Annotated in this window: 22 protein-coding genes and 1 tRNA gene; 2 read left to right on the top strand and 21 right to left on the bottom strand. The window is 44.9% G+C overall.

Annotation, left to right across the window (positions count from 1 at the left end):
* Positions 1-39 precede the first annotated feature (39 nt).
* The 17 genes from AWB54_RS07115 to AWB54_RS07050 all read right to left on the bottom strand — a co-directional run bounded on the left by AWB54_RS07115 (position 40) and on the right by AWB54_RS07050 (position 18,041).
* Complete coding sequence (locus tag AWB54_RS07115) at positions 40-360, bottom strand: DUF2149 domain-containing protein (RefSeq protein ID WP_061213917.1); 321 nt, start codon at positions 358-360, stop codon at positions 40-42.
* The gene (locus AWB54_RS07110) at positions 338-991 is read right to left on the bottom strand and encodes a MotA/TolQ/ExbB proton channel family protein (protein WP_235811120.1); all 654 of its coding nucleotides are present in this window, start codon (positions 989-991) and stop codon (positions 338-340) included. Before AWB54_RS07110 ends, AWB54_RS07115 begins: the two co-directional genes overlap by 23 nt.
* Complete coding sequence (locus tag AWB54_RS07105) at positions 988-2,673, bottom strand: copper amine oxidase N-terminal domain-containing protein (RefSeq protein ID WP_061213916.1); 1,686 nt, start codon at positions 2,671-2,673, stop codon at positions 988-990. The genes AWB54_RS07110 and AWB54_RS07105 overlap by 4 nt, the downstream gene beginning before the upstream one ends.
* 79 nt (positions 2,674-2,752) lie before the next feature.
* Complete coding sequence (locus tag AWB54_RS07100) at positions 2,753-4,204, bottom strand: alkaline phosphatase family protein (protein WP_061213915.1); 1,452 nt, start codon at positions 4,202-4,204, stop codon at positions 2,753-2,755.
* 91 nt (positions 4,205-4,295) lie between these two features.
* Positions 4,296-5,405 carry a molybdopterin-dependent oxidoreductase gene (locus AWB54_RS07095; protein WP_160328922.1) on the bottom strand — a complete coding sequence of 370 codons (1,110 nt, stop codon included), beginning with the start codon at positions 5,403-5,405 and terminating at the stop codon, positions 4,296-4,298.
* Positions 5,406-5,426: 21 nt separating this feature from the next.
* Positions 5,427-5,948 (bottom strand): molybdopterin-dependent oxidoreductase, encoded by a 522-nt coding sequence (locus AWB54_RS07090; RefSeq protein WP_061213913.1) that lies wholly within the window; start codon positions 5,946-5,948, stop codon positions 5,427-5,429.
* Positions 5,949-5,969: 21 nt separating this feature from the next.
* Complete coding sequence (locus tag AWB54_RS07085) at positions 5,970-7,586, bottom strand: S-layer homology domain-containing protein (RefSeq protein ID WP_061213912.1); 1,617 nt, start codon at positions 7,584-7,586, stop codon at positions 5,970-5,972.
* Positions 7,559-7,714 carry a hypothetical protein gene (locus AWB54_RS15900; protein ID WP_160328921.1) on the bottom strand — a complete coding sequence of 52 codons (156 nt, stop codon included), beginning with the start codon at positions 7,712-7,714 and terminating at the stop codon, positions 7,559-7,561. The genes AWB54_RS07085 and AWB54_RS15900 overlap by 28 nt, the downstream gene beginning before the upstream one ends.
* A gap of 567 nt (positions 7,715-8,281) precedes the next feature.
* Positions 8,282-8,401 carry an SOS response-associated peptidase gene (locus AWB54_RS16270; protein ID WP_160328920.1) on the bottom strand — a complete coding sequence of 40 codons (120 nt, stop codon included), beginning with the start codon at positions 8,399-8,401 and terminating at the stop codon, positions 8,282-8,284.
* A 35-nt stretch (positions 8,402-8,436) separates the two neighbouring features.
* A complete protein-coding gene (locus tag AWB54_RS07080) occupies positions 8,437-8,838 on the bottom strand; it encodes a secondary thiamine-phosphate synthase enzyme YjbQ (protein WP_061213911.1) in 402 nt (133 codons plus the stop codon).
* Positions 8,839-8,892: 54 nt separating this feature from the next.
* Positions 8,893-8,988 carry an FAD-binding protein gene (locus AWB54_RS16670; protein ID WP_160328919.1) on the bottom strand — a complete coding sequence of 32 codons (96 nt, stop codon included), beginning with the start codon at positions 8,986-8,988 and terminating at the stop codon, positions 8,893-8,895.
* Positions 8,989-9,030: 42 nt separating this feature from the next.
* Positions 9,031-12,039: a cyclic nucleotide-binding domain-containing protein gene (locus tag AWB54_RS07075; protein WP_082736073.1), complete on the bottom strand. Its 3,009-nt coding sequence runs from the start codon at positions 12,037-12,039 to the stop codon at positions 9,031-9,033.
* A 52-nt stretch (positions 12,040-12,091) separates the two neighbouring features.
* Entirely contained in the window at positions 12,092-13,570 is a 1,479-nt protein-coding gene (locus tag AWB54_RS07070) for a GNAT family N-acetyltransferase (protein ID WP_061213909.1), read from the bottom strand.
* Positions 13,571-14,308: 738 nt separating this feature from the next.
* Positions 14,309-15,025, bottom strand: a complete 717-nt coding sequence (locus tag AWB54_RS07060) for a DUF5714 domain-containing protein (protein WP_061213908.1) — start codon at positions 15,023-15,025, stop codon at positions 14,309-14,311.
* A gap of 199 nt (positions 15,026-15,224) precedes the next feature.
* The gene (locus AWB54_RS07055) at positions 15,225-16,580 is read right to left on the bottom strand and encodes a tetratricopeptide repeat protein (protein WP_061213907.1); all 1,356 of its coding nucleotides are present in this window, start codon (positions 16,578-16,580) and stop codon (positions 15,225-15,227) included.
* Positions 16,581-16,766: 186 nt separating this feature from the next.
* Positions 16,767-16,910 carry a hypothetical protein gene (locus tag AWB54_RS15890; RefSeq protein ID WP_160328918.1) on the bottom strand — a complete coding sequence of 48 codons (144 nt, stop codon included), beginning with the start codon at positions 16,908-16,910 and terminating at the stop codon, positions 16,767-16,769.
* A 126-nt stretch (positions 16,911-17,036) separates the two neighbouring features.
* The gene (locus AWB54_RS07050) at positions 17,037-18,041 is read right to left on the bottom strand and encodes a type II TA system antitoxin MqsA family protein (RefSeq protein ID WP_061213906.1); all 1,005 of its coding nucleotides are present in this window, start codon (positions 18,039-18,041) and stop codon (positions 17,037-17,039) included.
* A 439-nt stretch (positions 18,042-18,480) separates the two neighbouring features.
* On the opposite strand from AWB54_RS07050, the gene AWB54_RS16145 reads away from it, so the two are divergent.
* Both AWB54_RS16145 and AWB54_RS16140 read left to right on the top strand, forming a co-directional pair.
* Positions 18,481-18,777 carry a Fic family protein gene (locus AWB54_RS16145; RefSeq protein ID WP_268873638.1) on the top strand — a complete coding sequence of 99 codons (297 nt, stop codon included), beginning with the start codon at positions 18,481-18,483 and terminating at the stop codon, positions 18,775-18,777.
* A gap of 42 nt (positions 18,778-18,819) precedes the next feature.
* Complete coding sequence (locus AWB54_RS16140) at positions 18,820-19,056, top strand: Fic family protein (protein WP_061213905.1); 237 nt, start codon at positions 18,820-18,822, stop codon at positions 19,054-19,056.
* A gap of 252 nt (positions 19,057-19,308) precedes the next feature.
* On the opposite strand, the gene AWB54_RS07035 is transcribed toward AWB54_RS16140, so the two are convergent.
* From AWB54_RS07035 to coaE, 4 genes are all read right to left on the bottom strand, one after another.
* Positions 19,309-19,393: transfer RNA gene (locus AWB54_RS07035), tRNA-Leu, on the bottom strand.
* 121 nt (positions 19,394-19,514) lie between these two features.
* On the bottom strand, positions 19,515-21,152 hold the full coding sequence (locus AWB54_RS07030; protein WP_061213904.1) for an ABC transporter substrate-binding protein: 1,638 nt from the start codon (positions 21,150-21,152) through the stop codon (positions 19,515-19,517).
* Between the two features lie 131 nt (positions 21,153-21,283).
* Positions 21,284-21,847, bottom strand: a complete 564-nt coding sequence (locus tag AWB54_RS07025; protein WP_061213903.1) for a lytic transglycosylase domain-containing protein — start codon at positions 21,845-21,847, stop codon at positions 21,284-21,286.
* 49 nt (positions 21,848-21,896) lie between these two features.
* On the bottom strand, positions 21,897-22,487 hold the full coding sequence (gene coaE, locus AWB54_RS07020) for a dephospho-CoA kinase (RefSeq protein ID WP_061213985.1): 591 nt from the start codon (positions 22,485-22,487) through the stop codon (positions 21,897-21,899).
* Between the last annotated feature and the right edge of the window lie 14 nt (positions 22,488-22,501).

Raw genomic sequence — 22,501 nt, 5'->3', positions numbered from 1 at the left:
CAGTGGCGAGCGATAGCCAGGATTATTGTCAGCCGTGTTTTATTCATCCGTAAGCATAAACATTTTCCCGGTGGCAGGGTCTTTGTAAACTGTGCCCATTTTTTGGTAGAGTTGACCTTCTCCCTCGCTCTCTACCAGGTCGCTGCGGATATCGGCGTCATCCACCACTTCTTCACCCTGGGTGACATTGACACGTTCTCCGAACTGGGCCAGGTCAACGTTCCAGCGGATAACCAGGGCCAGCATCAACCCGCAGGCAAATACCAGCATGGCATCCACAATATTAATAGCACCTTCGAGGGGGCTAACCTCTTCATCCAGTGTTTTCAGCCTTCTCCTACTCCGTAATCCCCGGTTCACCGGCCAACACCTCCAACAAGCTTTCCATCAGGGCCTCCAGAGAACTCAAGTAATCCTCATACCACCTTTTGCGTAGCCGGGAGATGGCAAAGGCAACGGCAGCAGCGGCCAAACCGGTTACGGTAGCGTCAAAGGCGGTCAGCAGGCAGTCGGCCAGGGTCTTGGTATCACCCTGACCGAGGGCTATCAGCCCTGGCCCCAGTGGAATTAAGGTAGCCATTAAACCCAGCATGGGTCCCAGACGAGCTACTACATCGGTACGGTTGGTTATTTTGAAATAATGGAGTTCCTCATTGCTCAACAGGCGGCGAGCCAATGCCTGCAGGGAAACAGCAGGTAAACCGCCGTGCTGTAGCAACTCATGCAATGCTGCCTTTTGGCGACGGAACAAGCTGCTTTTGTCAATTTCAGCAATAATTCCCTGGGTGTCTTTGCCCTGAAAAGACTCCAGCAACTCGGGCAGCTTGGTTTTTTCTCTACGCCGTTCGGTAAATATTTCTACCAATAATCCCCCCAGCTCAACCACCATAAAAGCTGCCAACAGCAGCAAAATAATAATAGTTGGCGCCAGTAAACCGTAAGAAACCGTGTGCATAGTTTCCCGAAGTGGATCTAGTACTGCAAATATCACAGGGCTACCTCCTTCTTAAATTCACTGTATTTTCTGCCTGCACCCAGGAGAAAAAGGACTAAGGCTGCTGCCGCGGTTGGCATATTTACATTGCCATACTCACTATGCGGCTGGAGAGGTACAACATCGGCAGACATTTGGTAGATTCTGCCCGGTAATCTGGAGACGACGGCACTGCCTTTTTGAGCCAGGCGCTGTTGAGCATCTGCCCCTGCCTGTTCCTCTTCATTGCTCACAGCACTGCCTCCGACTCCCCCCTCCGGATTGCCGCTCACCTGGCCGGGGCCATTTATAATGCAACCGGCAGTATACCCGCCTATGACCGTAGTTACGGTAATGACAGCCGTACCTGGAGCAATAACTGATACCCGTCCGCTGGCATCTACGGTAGCTGCCGCAGGGTTGCTGGAACTCCAGGTGACTCTTTTGTCGGCGGCGTCAGAGGGACCTACCGTGGCTTCCAAGTGAACGCTGCTGCCAACCCTGGCATTGATGGTATTCTGATTAAGTGAGACCTCGCTGGGTGGTTTGCCAATCAGCATTACCGAGATTTCACGGATCCATTTGGCTGAGCGCATAGCCGTATTGGTACGGGTGTCAGTCTGGCCAAAAACTAACCTGAAGCCGTTGCTCTCATCCATCTGGGTGAAGTCGGGGGTGGTGGCAAAGCGTTTCCAGTAGTCCCGAACGGCTATAATGGGTTCTACCGCTACAGCATCTTTCTCAGCTCCAGGCAGAGCTTTTTCTTCATCGTAATCCCAATGAGTAGGTAAATTAGGAAAATAGTAACGTTCGGTATCCAGTAAAAATGATTTGGATAAGCTCTGATACCAGCCCTTATTAACATCAGTGGTGTAAAAATATAGTTTGTCTATAGAGTTAATATCAATAGCACAGCTTTCCAAAATATCTACCAGCTTTACTCCCTGGGCCGAATCCAGGACTACTGCCGGCATACTGTCAATAAAGGTATAGGCCTGGTACAGATCAGCCATAGCTTCCAATTCGCTGAAAGTAAAAACCTTCAGGGTATTGTACGGAGTGCCGAAATAGCCCACCTTAACAGTCAGCGTTTCTGATGGGGTTCCATCTCGGGTGGGGGAAAAGCTGGTATGGCTAACCGTACCCATACCGGGGAGCAGTTTGACGGTCCTAATCTCTTCATCCCACTCCAGTTTTGCTCCCATGGCTTCGGCTACCGATACCAGGGGGACATAAACCCGGCCATCAATATTACACACAGGCGCGTCCAGGGATAATTCCTGCCCGTTCATTTTGGCCTGGTCGCTGTCTACCCGCAGGCGAATAGTATCCCGGTTCTTCGTCAAAGTAATGGTTTGCTGCTCGGCATCCCAGACCACCTTGCCCTGCAAAGTATCAGCCAGGGTGGATATGGGCACTAAAACCCAACCATCTCTGGTAACCGGCGGGGGCTCAGTCATGATTAACTGGTTATTGGCATCAATGATATAAAGCGAGGTTTCCTCCGCCTGTACTATCGGGGGCGTGAGCAGGCTGCAGCCGGATAAAATCAATACTGCCAACGCAAATATGTATATTGTCGTCAAAGCTTTATTTTGGCAAAAGCTGAGTCTACCGCTATTCATTTTAGTAAGAAAATAGTTTTTGAGGCTGAAGGATGAAGTTGTCAACAACCCCGTCCCCTTGTCAACCCTGTTCATATGACTCTCCTCACCGGTGTTTTAATACGAAAATAGGCATCGATAACGAAGTTATCGGGTAAATTATTTCGACTTGTCCCTACTTGAGAGATAAATAGGGCACAAACATGGCATCACAGGTGAATTCCTGGGCAGCACTCCTCGGGCTGCCGGTAATAATGACTTTACCTGCCCAATTCTTTACGATTTCCTGCAGATACTGGTCAGTAATCGCCATGGCAGATATAGTTGCCTCGGCCTCATCACCATATAGTTCACTGTTGCTTGCGATATCCTGAAAACGTACTATTAACAGGTCATAGTCCTGCTCCAGCTTGTCCAGGGTTATGGCATAAAGCTCCTTATCGGCGGTTTTATTGGCATTTTTGTCTGTCACTTCTGCTTCCATTTCACTTTTTAACAGCTTTGGACCGGCGTGCAACAGCAAGGCCTGCTTTTGCCATTGCCTGGCAAGCGCAATTAATGAGGGCATTTTTAAGTCCCGCTGCTTTTCACTGACAACCCCGTTCTCCTCCGGTGCTGCTCCGGTTATCATGGCCGCCAGCCACACATTGCTTTCCAGCGGATATACCCCGACTGCCTTTACGGCTGGAGCTGCCTTTTTCAGAAAGGGCATTTGCCCTCTTTCCAGCGCATCTTTATACAAGCTGTAAGTCAACCCATCTAAAACCAGCACCAGCACTTTCTCGCCATTCTCGAGATAGTGCCGGGCATCATAGTAGATATCCATGATACTGGCGGCCGGGGGATTTACTATGACCCCTTTTATTTTTTCCAGCTGGCGGCGCTCATCAAAGTCCAGGTAATTGATATAGTTGTCTTTCACTTCGAAATAACCCCGGTTTTCCAGGAAGCGCTGTTCCCCATTAGCCCCCATTACCAGCATCTTTTCTCCATCCGGAACCGGAGTTAAATCAGCCAGGCGAAATACTTTCCTTTGGGTATAGACCGAAGTGCTATAGGTTTTTCCCTGCTTTTCTATAGCCGCCTGGCCTTCCGCATAGGGGTACTCCAGCAGGGTGCGGGTATATAGCTGACCGGGAGTGACCCGAACCAGTTCCTTTTCTGAATTAATAAGTGTTAAGCCATTAGGAGAACTGCCATCTGAAACTACTACGATTTCTTTCAGCATTTTGGCATTGCTGTTAACCGGGTGATTAAGGTTGATTGCTTCCCAGCCATTTTGGGCCGTAAAAGCAATATAGGATTTCTCCAGCCCTTCTGCCGGAAATGAGGAAGTAAAGCCATCACTGCCGACTAAATATATCTGCTTCGGCGCAGCTACAGGTTGGGCCGCTGTGATAATATCCATTAGCTTAATAGCTTGATACTCATGTCCGTCATAGCTTATATGCTGCAGTTTTCCCAACTGTTCCGGATCTTCCAGCTTTACCACCCGGGCAACATCGCCCACCACTTTTAAGGGGGGTATATAGCCGGGAGTTGGCTGCAAAAAACTGCCAGCCAGGCCCCCCAAAACAAAACCCAAGAAGCCCAGGCCAATAGCCGGTAGCCAATTTCTTCTGTTCACCGCTTTATCTCCCTCTCCCTGTAGCGCGAAGCAAATGAAACCCTCGTTCTCTAATGCCGGTATCTAATCAGGGGTTTTGGCCCTTGGGGTATCAGGGGTTCATACACTCCATCGAGAGCAGATTTTCCAGGCTTTTATCTGTTGCTCCCGGGCAAGCAAATACCAGCGTCCCCTGATCATTTTGATAAATCAAACCGCTTCCCAGTTCGTTAACTGCCAATTCCAGGCTTTCCGCATTAAGACTGTTGAACTTGTATTTTGCGGCTCGGCTGAGACCGGTCTGTTTGATAAGGTCTGATAAGGCTATTCCGCTCTGCCCCTCCAGTGTTTGCAGGGATAATACTTTTTGCCCCTGGGAATAGGCTAAAAAACTGGTCTCACCGTAATTGATAAAGAGTAGATCCCGCACATGCATACCCTGGGGTAAGTGAGGGGCCAAGAATTTTGGCGCTTCCTGGCCGCTGATTTTGATATAAGCACCCAGAAAATTAGCCGGGGTTTCGTTCTTATATAAACCATCACCGGCTTTGATAAATATATTTTTCGGCTTATCGCCTCCGGCATAGGTTTCGACCAAATCCTTGGTTTTAATGGCCTTATCGCTGCTATCGAAATACTGGTAATCCTCTTGCGGCAGGGCCTTTACGGCTGTTTCCAGGAATACTACCTTTTTAATCGCTGTTCGTTTAGCCCCGGTTTCCAGGTCAATCCTATCCAGCATCCTGACCCAGTACATGGCTCGCTCGCCCGGTATTACTACCCGGAGCGGTTCATTTTCAGCATCCAGGGCTTTGTTATCAATCTGGTAAGCCAGTATAATGTCACGGTTTTTTAAAACATCCGGGGGAACCGCAACGGAATAAGCATCCCGAGCGGTAAAGCGAATAGTACTGTAGTCTTTTACCGACTTCCCCTTTTGCTGTAATACATCTTCCAGCAAACATCCGGTAGCTTTAATCTTAACGGTTTCGCCATTGGCACGGGTGGACTGGGCTTTTTTGGCAACCGCAGGCAGCTTCTTTAATTCTCCCACCGTAATTTTATAATCACTATCCTGCAGACCGGTTATAAGGATTTCTTGCCCATCATTGGCAGCAGCCGTTTTGCCAGTAACTTCTGTTTCTTCCGCGCAAGCAATCAGGCTGAATATCATACTCAGAACCAGCCCCAGCAAAACCAGGTTCCTTATCCAGCTTCGCATTTTAACAACGGCCCCCATTCTCTACTCCAGTTCTAGGCTCACCAGGAAGTTGGTAAAGCGCTGGCCAAATTCATCACGGACAATGATAATGCGCATGCTGCCGTCTTGCCCCGTTTTGCTCTTCAAGGGCTTGCCGGCGTCGGCATAAGCGATATAGACATTATCCGGCTGCAATACTTCGCTCATCTCCAAACCGGAGGTATAATTATCGATACCCCGGGTTATTATCCGGGTATACCGGGAGCTTAGCCCGGGGTCAACACTAGCGAGAACCTGCCCCAGCTCAATACAGGTGAATTGGTGTTCGCTCCTGCCGCTAGACGAGTTAATTGCCATCTTCTTCTCCACTGCCGGCAGTTGCTGCAGCTCAGCCAGAGTCAGGACAGCCAGGCGAGTGTCATCGGCTTTAATTAACAACTGCCCTTCCTGCAGATTATCCTGGTTGCGGTTTAAGCCGGAGAATACAGCAATTACCGCTACCAACAGTAAGATTCCCGCAATTAACAGCTTCTTTGATTTATTATTCTCAATGGTTTCCCGCATGGTTTTACCTTAATGCATCCTTTACTTCAGGTTTAAAGCATTTACAATAACTGCTGCCGCCTCAGCCCGGTTCGCTTTACTGCCGGGTTTAAAGGTGTTATCCGGATAACCCTTAATAATCTGCTTGTTTACCGCTGTAGCAACGGCCTCCCTGGCCCAAGCGGCAATGTTGCTGCTATCGGCAAATTGATTTTCTGCTGCTATCGGAGTGAGTTGGGCCGCTTTCACCACTATGACCGCCATCTGTTCACGGGTGACGGGGTCATTGGGACCAAAGCTGCTATCATTGTAACCACCGACAATTCCTGCAGCAGTCGCCGTGGCGATATAATCTTGCGCCCAGTGCCCGCTGGTATCGGTAAAGACTATGCCACCGGGGTTAATGAGGTTAAAGGCTTTTACCACTACAGTGATAAATTCAGCCCGGGTAATAGTGGCATCAGGCTGGAAGGTACCATCCGGATATCCTTTAATAGCTCCACGGGCGACCAGGTCTTTAATCCGCTCCGCCGCCCAATGATTGCTTATATCGTTTAAGGAACTGATTGGCAATGCTTTTGCGGCTTCAACAGGCGGCTTCTTTTCGCTTTCGGCAACCTGCGGAGTGTTTGATGGGGTGATATTAGCGGCAGAGGTTGGCGCCGCTGTTACCTGGAAGGTCTGCTTGCAGCCCAGGCTCGATCCCGGTACCGGTCCCGCCTCAATGGTATACATGCCGGATACGGCATCTGCCTCCAGGGTATATTCCTCAGTAAAGCTGCCGTCCTTGGCTTCAAGGTCGAACACAGTATATATGCTATGCCCGTCAGGATCAGTAATGGTCAATGAAAGTGATGACAGTTTTTCCACTGTGCCCCGGATTTCCACCTTATCTCCTGCCTGGTAGCTGGCGTTTGCCGCCGGCGAACTCAAGGCTACTCGGGGAGCAATTGAGCCCCCGCCCCCGGCTCTCAGCTTACCAAACACTTCAATCTTGTAAATCCACCTTACAAAGTTCATGGTGATGCACTCTTCAGGACTGGCCTGACCCAAGCACAACCTGAGGCAGGTAGAGCCATCCAGATTGTTCCGATCAGGCGCGGGCAGGAATCGGCCCTGAGAGGAGGTTATGGCCAACATGGGTTTAACCGGAGCAGCTCCCTCGCTCGCCCTCTGAACATCGGGATATATATAGGTCTCCCCATCAACCCCGTCGCTATCCCAGCATTCAACTATCTTGGGATAATAATAACCGGTTCTATCCAGCAAGATATTCCGGTCCAGTTTCTTGACCACATTATCAGTAGCATAAAATCTTATGTAACTTATGGAATTTATATCAATACCCTGGCTGGTCAAAAAATTTTCCAGATCCAGCCCCCGGCCATAGGTAAATACCGGTGCCGGCATTCGGTCAATTGAAGAATACTCCCGCTCCACCTGGGGCATGTTTTTAAGCTGGTCAATAGTATATTGGGCTAATTCAAAAGCAACTCCGTTATCGTTGAGTACTACTGTAAGTGAGCTTGCCGGATCACAAGATTCAGTTTTGGCTGCAGCCCAATCACAGTTGACCATCCCCATAAAGCTAAACAGAACAATAAAAATCACCAGCAAAATGCCCCTGATTTTTACATCAGGTTTAAATCCCAATCCCATCGACTGCACTCTTCCTCTACCTCCTGTATTAATACTCCTGTTTTAATGGTTAAAGAATAAAAATTCACCCCACCTTCCTGTTTCTCCAGCCTGATTAAGCCTGCACTCCCCAGAAATAAAGCTGTCAATAACCTGCCCCTCAGCGTTCCGGGCAGTCAATCTAAACCTATACCCCTGGATGCTTGCAAGCTGCTAGTTGCTAATATTAGCCTCCCACTGAGCAATATTTCCCGGCTATACTTATGACTTATCACCCAAACAAACAGAAGCTGTATTGATTCACGAAGTATCGTGAAAAATGTCCCAATTGTTAAGCATAAACTAACATAATCTATCATTACATGACACTACTCTAATTGCAATATTCTATAATGTCAACCATACTTTTCCTATGGGTTTGTTTCCTGAATTGCTAAAAACCCGGTTTTCTGGTTATTTCGGCTGTATACAGCTCTATTTTTCAGGACACATGGTTCTCATTGAGCGGACCGGTGGCTCAATTAGGGGCGGAATACCCATATCTGGACATAAGCCATCATAACTTAACTATTGTGAATTACTGTCAACTGTCCTGATTCTCCATGGCTGGAGCAAAAATATCCATTTTTCAACGCTACTTGTACCTGCGGGTAGGGGAGATAAGAAAAGCAAGGGATAAGGGGTGAGGTAACGCATGAAAGCATAGTGAGAAAGGCTCAGTTAATCGATAGGCTCAATACATTATAGTGTGCTTTCATCTGTTGATTCGTTTTAGGACAAAGAAAACGCTCCGCCACTTCATCCAATTGCACAGCAAGGGTATAACGGCCGCACATAGTATTCCTCCCAGTTTAATCTTTTTGCAAAATACCTATATGGCAGATACTTTAACATAAAAAGAGCGTTGCCGCGGACCGTCAAATTCGCAAAAATAGATCCCCTGCCAGGTTCCCAGCAATAAGCGGCCAGCAGTTACCGGAATAGTTTGCGATAGGCCTATGGTGCTGGCTTTTAAATGAGCTGCGGAATTGCCCTCCCTATGGCGATAAGCCGAGTGCTTCCAGGGGAATAGTTCATCCAATCTCATTAGAATATCCTGAACGACAGTTGGATCAGCATTTTCGTTGATAGTAATAGCTGCGGTGGTATGCGGGCAGTAAACCAGTACCATCCCTTCCCGTACTCCTTCTTGCTCGACCACATTCTGAACCTGAGCAGTAATATCAATCATTTGCTCGTGCTGCCCTGTCGTTAGCTTAAGCTGATGCAGCATATACAGCCCTCCTCTCAATAAGCTCCCCTCTCTTCGACAGTCAAAACTTGCCATTTAAACTGTAGCCTTGCCTCTGGGGGTCAATTTGATGTTCTTTGCCTGGGCCAGACGGACCAGTTCCACAAGCTCCTGCTCCGATTCCGGCTGCACGATGCCCTCAGGAATAGCATCACCTACCAGGGGTGGGTAGGGCTAAGCCATCGTAATTAACATCTTTTCTAGTTTTCGGTTCCGCCCACTGATTGCTTTGATAAAACCCATCGCAATATTGGGATAAAGACTGCACAATCTATGCATATCTTTTCCATCGATAATTAGAAGAGTTGCTTCGCTTAGAATGATTTGGGCAGTAAGTGAAGAAGCAGACTGGTCAAATACACTGCTATCTCCAAGTGTTTCGCCTGTTCCCCGTACTGCAATGGTGGCATTAACTCCTGTGCCGGCAGAGTGAGCGCTTAGTTCGATATGACCATCTATAATAACATATAAGTTGGAGTTGGCTTGCCCTTCCTGTACAAGCACGGTACCTTCATCGTAAATTTCTAAACTGGCTGCCCGAGCCAGGAGGCCTAGTTCTTCTAGCTGCAAGTAAGAAAAAAGCTCCACACTCTTTAATAGCATTACTTTGTCCAATAAACTTAGCATTTCACGATCCTTCATAGTATTTCCCCCTTTCAGCCTCGATAGCGCCGCTGTGCTTATTTCACTGAACCAATAGTCATCTAATGATTGAGCCTTTTTTAACTTAGCCTTTACAATGTCTGCACTCGGTTTAGGAATAGTTGCCGGCGAAACCATGGCCTCCAACATAGCCCTGGCTAATCTGCGATCAACCAATCCTTCAGATAACGCCTCCAGTGATATTTCTCTAAGCTCTATATCTTCATCCTGGCTGGCAGTTCTAACTCTAGAAACTACCAGGGGATCATAAATGCTTCCCAGTACTGCCCAGCAACCCTCTATCTGCAGTGAATATATTTCCTGGTAGCGAAGGAAGGCTACATTAGCCAAATCAGCATAATTTAAGCTCTTAATAAGTGACGGTACTTCTTTAAATACGGCTAATTGTTCCAAACGTTGCAGGCAGCTATCTATTAATAATCTGCTGTGTCGATCTTCCCTATTGAACGCTGATAATGCTTTGATTATGCCCAACCAGGAACGCAGGTCGCTTTGTTTATTAATTTCATCCAGCAGAATCGGCACTGCATCTTCTCCCATGTCAATAAGCGCTTGGTCGGCTACTTTATGAAAGTCGCGGTCTCCTTTGGAATATATGTCTATAATTCTGGGTATAGAGTTGCAGATTTGTAGTTTGCCTAAAGCTTCACAAGCGGCTGTTCTTAACTGGGGGCTGCTATCCAGCATGCTTATTAATCGCGGTGAGAATTCGTCCAGACCTGCTGAACTTATGGCTTGGCAAATAGTTGCAGCTGAAGTTTCACCCTTATCTAAGCAGCGTTTCACGGCATCGATTACTTTTGGGTAGTTTATCGCTTGTTCCAAACTGCAAATTGCTGCAACAGCATGGGCTACTACCAAAGAGTCAGAATCATTAAGTGCTTGATATAATTGATGCCGATCTAGATTTAGGGCTGGCCACAAGTCTATGGCTGCAGCTCGGACTTCAGGTTCTTCATCCATGCAACATGCCATTATTGACTCCTGGTGATAAGATGTATTGTCTAGTCGCAAACAATATTTTAGAGCACTTCTGCGTACATCAGCACAAGAATCGTTTAGTAAATCGCCAAGCCTCGGTTCTAAAGCATGAGAATCCAACTGCTCTGCAATTCCTAATGCCAGGATTCGTTTTCGATCGTCGGGATGATGCAGAAAGGAAAACAACTGGGTTAAAAACGTCGATGGTACATAGCGGCCTAAAAAAGCTGCCCCATTTTCGCTTAAATCCTTAACCCCATTGCCAATGGATCGTAGCAATTCGTTAAGATACATGCCTCTAGTTTTCCAAGCAACAAAAGCAGCTATTATGGCCAAGATCAGGGCAGATACCAACATTGACTGCATAGTGATTATCCCCGCAGAGTAGAGACCTGAAACCGCTGCCCCACCTATCATGCCACCAAGAATTATTAAGGCTTCAACTAAAAAACGAATGCCATCTCTACCCGAGGGAGGAATTACCTTGAATAATAATTGGTAGGAGGGTTCACCTAAAACATTTACCATTATTTTGGTTATCAGATAGCTTATAAACACTGCGCCCAGTGCCCAGGGCCCAGAGGTAAAGATAATTGTAATTATAAAGCTGCAAGCTAACCCGGCAACTACCAGCAATAAGACATTGCCTACCCCGAGCAGCGACATGATCCGGCTTAGAAAGCCCAGCTCAATGACCACGGCAACAACGTTGGATATGGCTAAAAATATGGCCAGGAATCCAGCTAATTGAGCCTCATCGTTATAAGCAATCCTGGCGACGGTATTGAATTGGTAGTCCATTAAAAAGTATAAGGTCATAATTAAGGTCAGCAAGGACAGCATGCCCAGCAAAAACCGCGAGCGATATATACTAACAATACTGTTTTTTAAGTTTGGGGGTTCTTCAACTGTGAGTGCTTTCAAGGGGGAAATGTAGTATTCAATAGTCTGAAATAAATAATAACCTCCGCCCAATAGAAACAAAGACCAGAAAAGATAGATGATTTCTACTCCGATGGGTGTCAGTAATTTGCCAATAACACCTGCTGCAATGCAGCCTATAGTGGATGCGCCAGCCATTAAGGGAAACAATCTTTTGGCTTGCTGAGTGGAACAAACATCCAAAGCAATTAACCAAATTAGAGGGGTAAGCTGGAAAAAGACCACCATTGAAGTAACTAATAATATAGGATAGAAAACTGGCCAAAGCGAAAAAGCAGAGAACTTGGATAAAACTAAAACTAATCCATTTAGCAATACTATTCCTGCCATCATGCCATAAGTAAGGCGAAGAAAACGAGAGCGATCCATGCGGCCCGATAAGTCAGCAATTAATAATGACAGCAGCAAAAGGCCAGCCGCTTCCAATACATACATTAAAGGCAGATATTCCACACCATATCGAACATTAAAAATAGCAGTAGATGAACTAATACCTAGAACTTCACCCACACCCAAGGAGAAAAACACGGGAATCATTAATCGTAGTCGATGGGTATCATCAGGTCGGACTAACAACTGTTTTCCAAGTGCAAACAACTAATTTACCTCCGTTAATTGAAAGGGTGGCGTTATGTTCTTGCTACAGCTTTTATATTTGGTTGGGATCATGATTTTTAATATAAGCTAAAATTTTCTGTCCCATTTCAGTATGAACTTTAATAAAATCGTAATCAATTACTTGATTGTTCAGATACTGGAGTATAAGTTGATCACATCCTTCTGAACCGGGCATTATTCCACTAAAAAAGAATCCCAGGTTTTCGAACTCTTCGGTCAGGATAGCAGTGTAAGGGCTAGTCAAAGGTAGCTTTAAGTAAATGGTTTCTAGTCTCTCCAGACAGAGCCCTCTTAGCATTCGATTAACCTCATGGACAACATTTTTGCCATATGTCTTTACCGTAACAAATGCAATAATACTAGGATCATCATATTTAAGCTCCAAGACAGCATCCTCTTCCAGCAAATCCAAAGAAGAGCCGATCGGCAGAATCTTAGCTTCTACGCCCAGACTATGGTATATTTGTTGGATAATATCAGCATGCTGTGCCGGAGGATATATTTGTATAGCATGTTTCGCGTTCAGATAGGTAAAAAGGATGGTTTCACTCTCACGCTGTCCTGCTCCTTCTTTTAGGGCTTTAAAATCAAATGGCAAGTCCCCGGATATGAGAATGGCAGTATCGCTAAATCCCCATTTGGAAGCTACTCTTTGCGAATAAGGATGGGTAGTTACTGACCAGGTGTATAAACCAGTCAGTCCATTGTTTTGTGCCCACTCGATGACGGCTGCTCCCAGGTCGTTTAGACATCCCGCTCCACGGTATTTTGGATTTACGAAGGCATCATCCACAACCGGCACATGAGGGTCGTCGCCTTGGAAGATCAGAGCCACATGTCCGATTATTTCGTTATTCTCACTGCTTGCCACCAAAGAAACCATCTTGCCCTCTTCATTAAGTTGTCTTAATAGTTCTGGATAATAAATATAATCACTAGAATAAGAATAGCCATAGGACATATACGCACATCTAGAAACATTTACGGCTTGCTCCGGTTTCATAAGATGAATCTGATAGACAGGTACTTCATCTGCTTGTTTATGACTATCTGGCTGAGGTAAATCCATCACGTCACGCATTCTGATGCCTGAGTACTTAACCAAGCGAGTTTCTTTGCCAGCTTTACCCAAGTTCACAAAGGAAACTTCATCCATAAATCGATACATCAAGTGCAATCCCAGACCCCGAGTATCTTCGGCTTCTGTTCTATCCTTTTGTGCCAAACTGGTAAGTTCTTCCGGATCAAAAGGCATGCCCTGTTCTCTGATTAAAATCTGCATTCCTAGAGCTGTCTGTTGAAATATGATATTAAAACTAGCCAGTTCTCCTTCCGCAAAGGCGTGGTTAATTACATTAACCACTGCTTCCTCTACTCCCAATACAACTTCATTAGTACTTTTTTCATCCAAACCAATAATACGTGCAAAAGCAGCGGTACTATCCTGTATCAGAGGAATATAGCGCAAATTATTGGGAATTGTAATACAAATATCTTGATACTTTCCCATCTTAGTTTCCCTCCCTGCCGAAAAGATTCATGTATATTTATGGTTTTTATATAGGCGGCTACGATAGATGGCGGCTGTAATAGATAAGGTACCGCAAATTGAGCAAATTCGAAAAATGTCCATAAAGGTATAGGACATGGATGCAGCACTTGGTAAGATATAGTTGACAAAAACAATCTGCAAGCGCATAATTCCAGAACATTTTGGATTTATTCGCCTTATCTTTCCATAATCCTCCTTGTTAAGCATCCCGCCAATTGTTTCCAGAAGTAAAAAAGGATTATCTAATACTAATATTGTTCCCGGCAGTAAAGCTGAATTATTTTTTGATGGTGGTTTGTTGCAGCTTATAGGATGGTCAATCCTCGGCTTTTTAGTAACAGTTATTACGTTTGGAATATGTTTTCCTTGGGCCTTATGTATGGTATATGGATGGAAGGTAAACCATACAGTCATTGAAGGTAGGAGATTAATGTTCACCGGTAGGGCAATAAGTCTATTCGGGAACTGGATATTATGGTTTTTATTAACCATAATTACACTTGGAATTTACGGTTTTTGGGTAGGAATCGCTTTAGAAAAATGGAGAGTAAAAAATACACAATTTGCAGATTAACCTGATGATCGTCTTTGGAAACTAAGGTGCATCATGTTTGTCTGTACCAGCTGCCGCAAGTCGCAGCGATGACTCCATGTCCGACCTGCCGGAGGATTGTCTTCTAAGATAAGGGAAGAATGCTACTGGGAATTGGATTGCTGGGGGCTATATGGGCAAAGTACGCCCCTGCACTCGTGATTGTTGGGCGAAAAGAAACAACAGATATCTACCGGTAATTCCATATTGACCGCAAGGTGTTCTCGCGTGAACTCAACAGCCACTTTTGCCGCCGTGAAACAATTCCTCTTACAGCATCTCGGCCCGCCGAGAGCGCTTATTCGCCGCAATACCTTGGAAGTTATCAGATTGGACAGACTCCATTCCCGTTCGCTCAACGGCGTTGCCCCGGTCGCAATACTGATAAACATCCCCGTACTTATAGCCGCCCCGCAACATCCCCAGAATCCACAGGCACCTCCGGGAACCTGTTTTGCACGACGTTCTATTTCGTTCAGGGCTTTATTCAGATCCAATTGTCCTCCACTGTTATGATAGGCAGCAAGAAGTGCTGCACCTGCGAGAATATGGTGTTCCGGCCCATGCATATGGATGAATGGCTTTGCCATCAGCTTTTGCATGATTTCGATGGGATTTTTAGAATCGGTCGTCCGGCATACTTCAAGGATAATCTTGGCACCGCTCTTGCTATGGCACTCATCGCAGATATAATGCCCATTAATACAGCGGACATTGTTTAAATGCTTTTTGTGGCAAATCACGCATTCCATTTCTTCCGCTGCGTCGAGGTATTCCAACTTACCATCACATATCAGACAGTCATTCAGATGTCCATTCATCGTTCAGCCTCCAATTCATAAATTAGCCACATCATCTCGACACAACGTTCTTCATTTTGTATGCTATTTTATTGTCTTCGCACCACTCTTTGGCGATTTTCATAAATGCTGAAAAACGATAGTCATACCACTCTTTTTCGAGCCCAAAACGAATCAGCGTATCTTTGAACCGCCGGAATGCTCCCCTGCCGTTTAGTCTTTATATTTTAATTTTTTTAAGTTCATCAATAAATGCCGGTCTTTTTTTAAACTGTATTTGTAAATTATTAAGCGTTTGTGTCCATTTATCTTCATCTTTTAGATATTCCAGATAAATTGTTTTAACCTTGGTGAGGTATCTTACCGCTTCCTTATAGGTATTTCGATTACCGTTTGCAATTCTGCTATATGCCTTTTGGTAGTAATAGTTAATGATTTCTTGCGGATAATCCTTTTCAAGCTTTTCCGCAAATGAATCAAAATCGGAAAAAATGCTATACCCCCATTGGTTCTTTGGCGGCGAAATTATCATATTTATTACAGCGTCTTTCATGCCTTTATCAAGACAAATATTCATATAATCTTGAATACTCTTATCATGAGCTTCATTAATAATCTGCGGTTCAATTTTTTCCCAGTCCGATTCGGATAGAAAACTCTTTATTCTTTTGTAGTCTTCAAAATAATTTTTGCGCTTGGTATGCTTATAAGCTTTTAAGAGCTTTTCCTTGGCTTTTTCATAGTTACGGTTCTGATAATACATAAACAGCTTGTCAAATACATATTTCACGTCATTTTTTCTTTTCAAGCATATTTGGGCAATTGATTCAAGAGCATTATCGTCCTGAACCTCGGAATAATAGTCAATAAGATAATCATAAAGCTCGGTAAGTCTTCCTTCCCCTTTTTCAATACCCTTTTGTGCCGTTTCAATTGCCAGTTCCGTTTCTTGTTTGTCAATATAATATTGAACCAAGTCCCAGTAATCCGATCCATAATGGAGATTTTTTAATCTTACCTCCAGATATTTAGAATCATCATGCAAATAGTTTTTGTAAATACTAATAGCAAGTCCCTTGTTCCAATTCGAAGGTTTGTTGCCAAGTTTTTTTACGAGATACTCCCATTCCTCTTTCTCTTGGCACAATTGAAAACACAATTCCATCAGACTATCGTCAAAACCGGAATTTCCTTCATCATATTCAATAAATACCGCATCCATTAATTTACGCTTGGATTCGAAAGTAATTTTAGCCTCATCTATCAAATCCCATATTTTTTCAAGCCATTCATAAGCCTCTTCTTCGTCTTCCTCAGGTCCCCCGCCGTAGCTGTTAAACTCTGAAATAATATTTTGGGCATTATTCCAGTATTCAAATAACAATTCATCATGAATTTTTTGAGTTTTACTATTTTTCTTTGGATTTACAGTATTTTGAGGCTTACGATAATTATCAAGCCATTCCAAAACATGTAAACGTGATTGTTCTCCTCTCTGGACGAGATCCATGATTATTTCTATTAATTCATCAGACTTCAAACTTTCTAACTGTTCTTTAATTGAAAAGTCACTCATAATAATCTCCCCGTCGTTAATTTTGTTAGAAGAAGATCAATAATTTATCCGCTGAAGAAATTAAGCCATGCTTTTATATAAGGATAATATCTGGCGGTTTTGTAACTCCACCCGAACGGCTTAATAAACTACTCTTCCCCACTGCGATAAAGATGCCCCAGGATATTAGCATCCGCACAGGCCTGTTTAAATTTCATGAGACAGTTCCTCAATTAATTGGTCAATATCCACCTCATCAGTGGCAGAAACTGCATGAGGCGTAAAACCCTGTTCCTCCGCGGTTACTCCAACTACTGCCAGGATTTGCTGCAAAATCGGGTAAGATACCAATCCATTTTCATAATTGCCTCCAGGCAGCGCAGATAGCGGGTAGGGACCCAGACCTCACCTTTGCAACTATTACCCTTAAGATAATACCTACTGCTGTAAGAAGCCTCCCATATATGCACCACTTCTTTAACTTAAGGACAACTCTCGGGCATATTCAAATGAAATAAACTGCCCATTAGTCGTTTGCCGATAGGCAGTTTCCCGATGAGAATATTGCGAAATCTTTTTTGCACTCCATCCCTTAAAATTATTTGCCACTGTCTCCAGTACATCTAATTCATCATTTGAAAAAACGTCAGCCGAAAGATCAGCCAGGGCGCCGATTTGGGTTCCGTATTCGTCTTCAACCAGAGTAATATATACATCATCCAAACTTCCGTATAAATAATCGTACCAGAGGGGAACTGGTCCATAGATATTATGTTTATAACACAGGCCGGTTAGTGCCTGCCGCTCACTTCGCTTATAGCAAAGCATATCAACATACCATAGCAATTTGTTCATCCCGGTTTCGTAAACACGATCCCCCGATTTTAAGAAAAACAGAATAACCTGCACCATTTTTTCCAGGTTAAAAGGAACAAAACCATTATATATGTCAGGTTGCCTACGATAAGCCTGCCTTAAATGCTGTGAGCGTTCATGCAACTCATCACCGGCAAGTTTGGCATTTAATCCCTCCAAAGCGCTTACCACCTTGTTACAAGCTACCGGAGACAGCCTTTCCTGCTTTTCTTTAAAGTAACGGAAAAAGACATACGGATCCTTCAGGCTTAACAAAGTATTACTATGGGCACGATCAGGAATTTGCCCCTTTAAATAACGCAGGATAGTAACTTCACCCCATCCCAGTATAACCGCCAGGGGTTTGGCGCCAATGTTATACTGCCTTAGAATTTCCTCAATCTCTTGAACTGTGATAATTCCATTATGCCGGCGGTAAGTATAATCCATACGGTCCAGGTTGGCATCGTTCAGGGCAGGTATATAAACCTTGGACCCGCACTGCCTGCAGTAGGCATTTTCAACTTTACATTTTACCGGTGTTCCCTTAATAGTATGGATTTCCTCTTCTTTTTTAATGGCTACTTTATTGGTTTGGTCACACAGGTAGCAATAAACCTTATTCATATCCAGGTTGCCTCCTTAATGCTTCCTGCCTAATCTTCATACTCATTTTCATGAAAGGATACACAAATCACTCTGGACCGAAACTCCCCATCCGCCATGTTGCCACCCCATCTAACCTTATATTAACACGGCAGAAAATCTTCTTCAAGAAAAAAGTATCTTTTGATACTATTATTCCCTGCCGGTTAGTTTTGATACTCTTTTTTATCTCCCGATATAATACATAATAAACTTAAGCCCAATTACCTATCCAACTTATCACAGAATCTTTCTACATGTTTGCCTATATAACTTCCCTGCTTTACTGTATACATTGGTGGCTGGATTAAAAATCTTCCCACTCACCCAAAATTTCTTCGTTATTTCTTGCCAGCTTGGCCTACCTGGATTGTCCCATATTGGATTGAAAAGTGGAGGAGGGTGATTATGTCATGAAACCATGTTCGGATGGGCTAAAGAATCGGAATTACACCCCGTGCTTAAAAGCGCGATTCTGCATTACGAAATCGATACTATCCACCCGTTTGCGGACGGCAACGGTCGCATGGGTCGACTGTGGCAGACACTACTCCTTGCCAAATGGAACGATATTTTCGCTTGGATACCGATGGAGTCGGTGCTTTATCAGAATAGGCCGGGATACTATCAGGCGATTGAGAATGCCCGCCAAGCGAACGACTCTGGTGTGTTTATTGAGTTTACGCTTTCCTCGCTATACGACATCATTGCGGCATAAGAAAAGCACCAAGTTAGGCACGAAGAAAAGCACCAAGTCCAGTTGAGCGACACACAGATTGAAGTGCTGAAAGCACTTGAAGATATAGCTCTGTCACGCAAAGATATCTTTGCGGCAATCGGAATGAACGGCGATTCACGTTCGTTCAAACGCCATATCGAGCCGCTCCTGGCAGACGGCTTCATAGAGATGACCGTGCCGGATAAGCCGAACAGCAGGCTGCAAAAGTACCGGTTAACTGACAGCGGCAAGGCGTTCATCGGCGATAACGGGAAATAACGGAGGACAGATATATTGTCAGAAACAATAACATCAAGGCTTGAGGAGCGGTTCTCTCTGGGTGCATTTTGCACACCCCTGATGCACACCCCCTTCAAATGTTCAACGATTACCACAGCCAACATCGCTCAAAAAACCTAATGATAAAAGCCGCTCCGCGAAATCGCAGGAACGGCTATATTTCCGCATTTTAAGGCAAAATAAAAACCACCCGCCGATAAAACTCTTTCTATCAATAGATGGTAGTTATTATGGTGTCGGAGGGGGGACTTGAACCCCCACCCAGTTACGGATACGCCCCTCAAACGTACGTGTCTGCCCGTTCCACCACTCCGACATTTAAACAATCCAGGGTTTTTCTTTCGAGAAAAGTCTCCCCGACAACGGGTATTATACAATAGGATTCGCCTTAAGTCAATTGCTCCGCAGGACTGCCCGGCAGCGAATCCAGGAAGCAATCAGACCTTCTTTTTTACTGCATCTCCCCCCTGGTTTACCCCGGGTTTGAAAAGTTCTACCTGGTACCAGTCTATCATTTCCATAGCATCAATAGTAAGGGAATCCACATCTTTACCCAGAAGTTTGGCCGCTTTCTTTTGGAAAAGCCACAGACAAGGGGCATCGTCTACAACGATTTGCTCTGCCTTACGCAGCAAAGCGTTCCTTTCTTTCTCATTAGTTGCGGCCCGGGATGACTCCAAAATCTTATTCACCTGGGGGTTATTGTAGCCGGAGAAATTGCTGTTTCCTATCTGAGAGGAGTGATACAGGCTATAGAGAAAGCTGTCGGCATGGGGATAATCGGCTTTCCAGCCCAGGCGGAAAAAACTCATATTCATACTGGACATTTGTTTGCGATAATAGTTCCAATCCAGGGCCTGGGTTTGAACGGTGATGCCCAGCTGGGCAAGCTGCGCGGCAACAGCTTCAGCTATCATCTTATGGGCTTCGCCGCTATTATAGGTTAAGAGCAAGGGGGGTAAATCATGGCCACCCGGGTAGCCGGCTTCTTCCAGTAGTTCTTTGGCTTTTTCCGGCTTGTAGCTATAACCCTGCATCTCTTCGCTGTAGCCTGGAATCCTTGTAGGGATAGCCCCTTTAGCGGGAAGGCAACTGCCCCCGAATACTTCATCGTTAATCTTCTTCCGATCAATGGCATAATTAAGGGCCCGGCGCAAGTAATAATTGCCGGCAAAAGGTTTTTTGTTCAGGTTAAAAACCAGGGAATAAGTCTCCAGGATAGGTTTTTCGATATATAAGCCCTTATACTCAGAAGCTTTTCTTATTTTCTTTATTTCTTCCAGGGGTACCGTGTCCAGGAAATCTAATTTTCCTGACTTATAGTCATCCATAGCCTGCTGTTCATCGGGGAAAACTTGTACATTTATGCCCGCCAGGTGGGGATTTCCCCGGTAATATTTCTCATTTTTAATCAGGAAAAATTTCTTATTTTCCTTATTTTCTTGAAAAATGAAAGGGCCCGTACCTGCCAGCGGATCATTATTATCCTCACTGTCAAAAACCCAGAAAAGCGGGTGGCCCAGAGAATAAATGAATACTCTGTTCGGCTGGAGCAAGGTGATTTTCAAAGTATGCTCGTTTAAGACCTTAATTCCGTAAATATCTATATTTTTGCCCTGCAAACGTTCCGCACAGCCAGCTATAGGCAGGAAAAGGCTTACATTGGACCAATCCTTGAGGCTGCCAAGATTCCTCTCCCATGACGCCTTAACATCGGCAGCAGTCAGCTTTTTCCCATTATGAAACTGCACATCTCCTCGGAGATAAAGGGTAAGCGATTTGCCATCGCTGGAATACTTCCACTTCCTGGCCAAAGCCGGTTTAATCTCACCCTTCTCTTCATCAAAACAGAGCAGGCCTTCATAGATAGCGGAAGCCAGTAAGCTCTCGGGGTGATTGCTCAGTTTGGCTGGCTCGATGCTGTTGATTTCACCTACCAGTCCAAGATGGAAAGGACGAGTGTCCAGGCTGGCGGTGTAGACCGCTACCTGACGCCAATGTATAATGGAAGCCAAAGCTACTATTAAGCCACAGAAAACAATAAACAGGACTATTCTCTTGCACCGGATAATCAAAGCAAATGCCCTCCTTATTTTAACTCTCTTCTAGGACATTTATATTTAAGGCAAATGGATAAAATTCCTTAATTCCTTGATTATGGTATAGAAATAGCCCCGTATTAAGGTGGCATCAATAATCAATTGTTCTACTGGTAAATGGCCCGGTAGGCTTCATAATTTTTCAAAACAATCTTGACATAATTCCTGGTTTCTTCAAATGGTATTTTATCAAGTTTCCCCGTATCACCATCCCAAATTCCCTGTACTTGCCACTCCTTTACCTTTCCCCTGCCTGCATTATAGGCGGCGATAACCAGGGGAAGTTCGCCTTCGAACTCCTGGTTAAGGCTGTTTAGATACCAGCAGCCAAAGCTGATATTTAAAGCAGGCTCATTCAGTTGCTCCGCTTCAAATCCACTAATGCCTTTCTGTTCAGCTATCCAGGCAGCGGTTTTGGGCATTATCTGCATCAAGCCACGAGCGCCTACCGGTGACCGGGCCGTAGGCTGGTATTTGCTTTCGGCGCGAATTATGGCGAAAACCAGATAGGGATCCACCTGGTTATCATAAGCGGTAGCGAATACTATATCCCGGTGGGGCTGCGGGTAGAAATAACTTATCCATTGGGGAAAGGTTAAAACCACTAACAGAAAGAGCAGGATAGAAACCCACAGGCTAATAGAAAAGCGCTTTTTCTTTTTTTTGTTCAAAAATAACCCACCCCCCAGGTAGTATAATACATTTTATTTGTAGATCAGCTTAAATATTGTTGAAATATCTGGTGGCCTTTGCTATTGTTTCCTCTATGCTGCCGCAATTGTCAATAACTAGATCAGCTCGCCGGGCTTTTTCATCCAAGGGCATCTGGGAGTCTATACGGCTTATCGCATCACTCCGGTCAATAGCATCTCGAGCCATAAGCCGTTTTATCTGCGTCTCGCGATCCACCCAGACCACCCAGACCTGGTCAAATAATCTTTCCATGCGGGTTTCATAGAGCAGGGGGATTTCCATTACCACAATAGCAGCAGGCTGCTCTTGCTCAATTTGGGCCAGCTTTAATCTAATCTCCTGCATAATAGAAGGGTGGGTAAGCTGGTTGAGCAACTGAAGTTTTTGTGGATCTTCGAACACTATCCCGCCCAGTTCTTTGCGGTTTATTGTCCCATCTGCATTCACTATCTCTTTTCCAAAAGCATTTATCAAATCATAATAGGCAGTTTTACCTGGTTCAATAACCTGGTGGCCTATTTCGTCCGCACTAAGCAAGACTGCTCCCATTTCTTGCAGGGCCCTGGCCACCATACTCTTACCGCTGGCAATACCACCTGTTAGGCCTATCGTTTTCATATTTTTCAAGCTCC

The sequence above is a fragment of the Syntrophomonas wolfei subsp. methylbutyratica genome, assembly GCF_001570625.1.
Classification (GTDB): Bacteria; Bacillota; Syntrophomonadia; order Syntrophomonadales; family Syntrophomonadaceae; genus Syntrophomonas; species Syntrophomonas methylbutyratica.
This window is presented reverse-complemented; position numbering and strand designations above follow the sequence as displayed.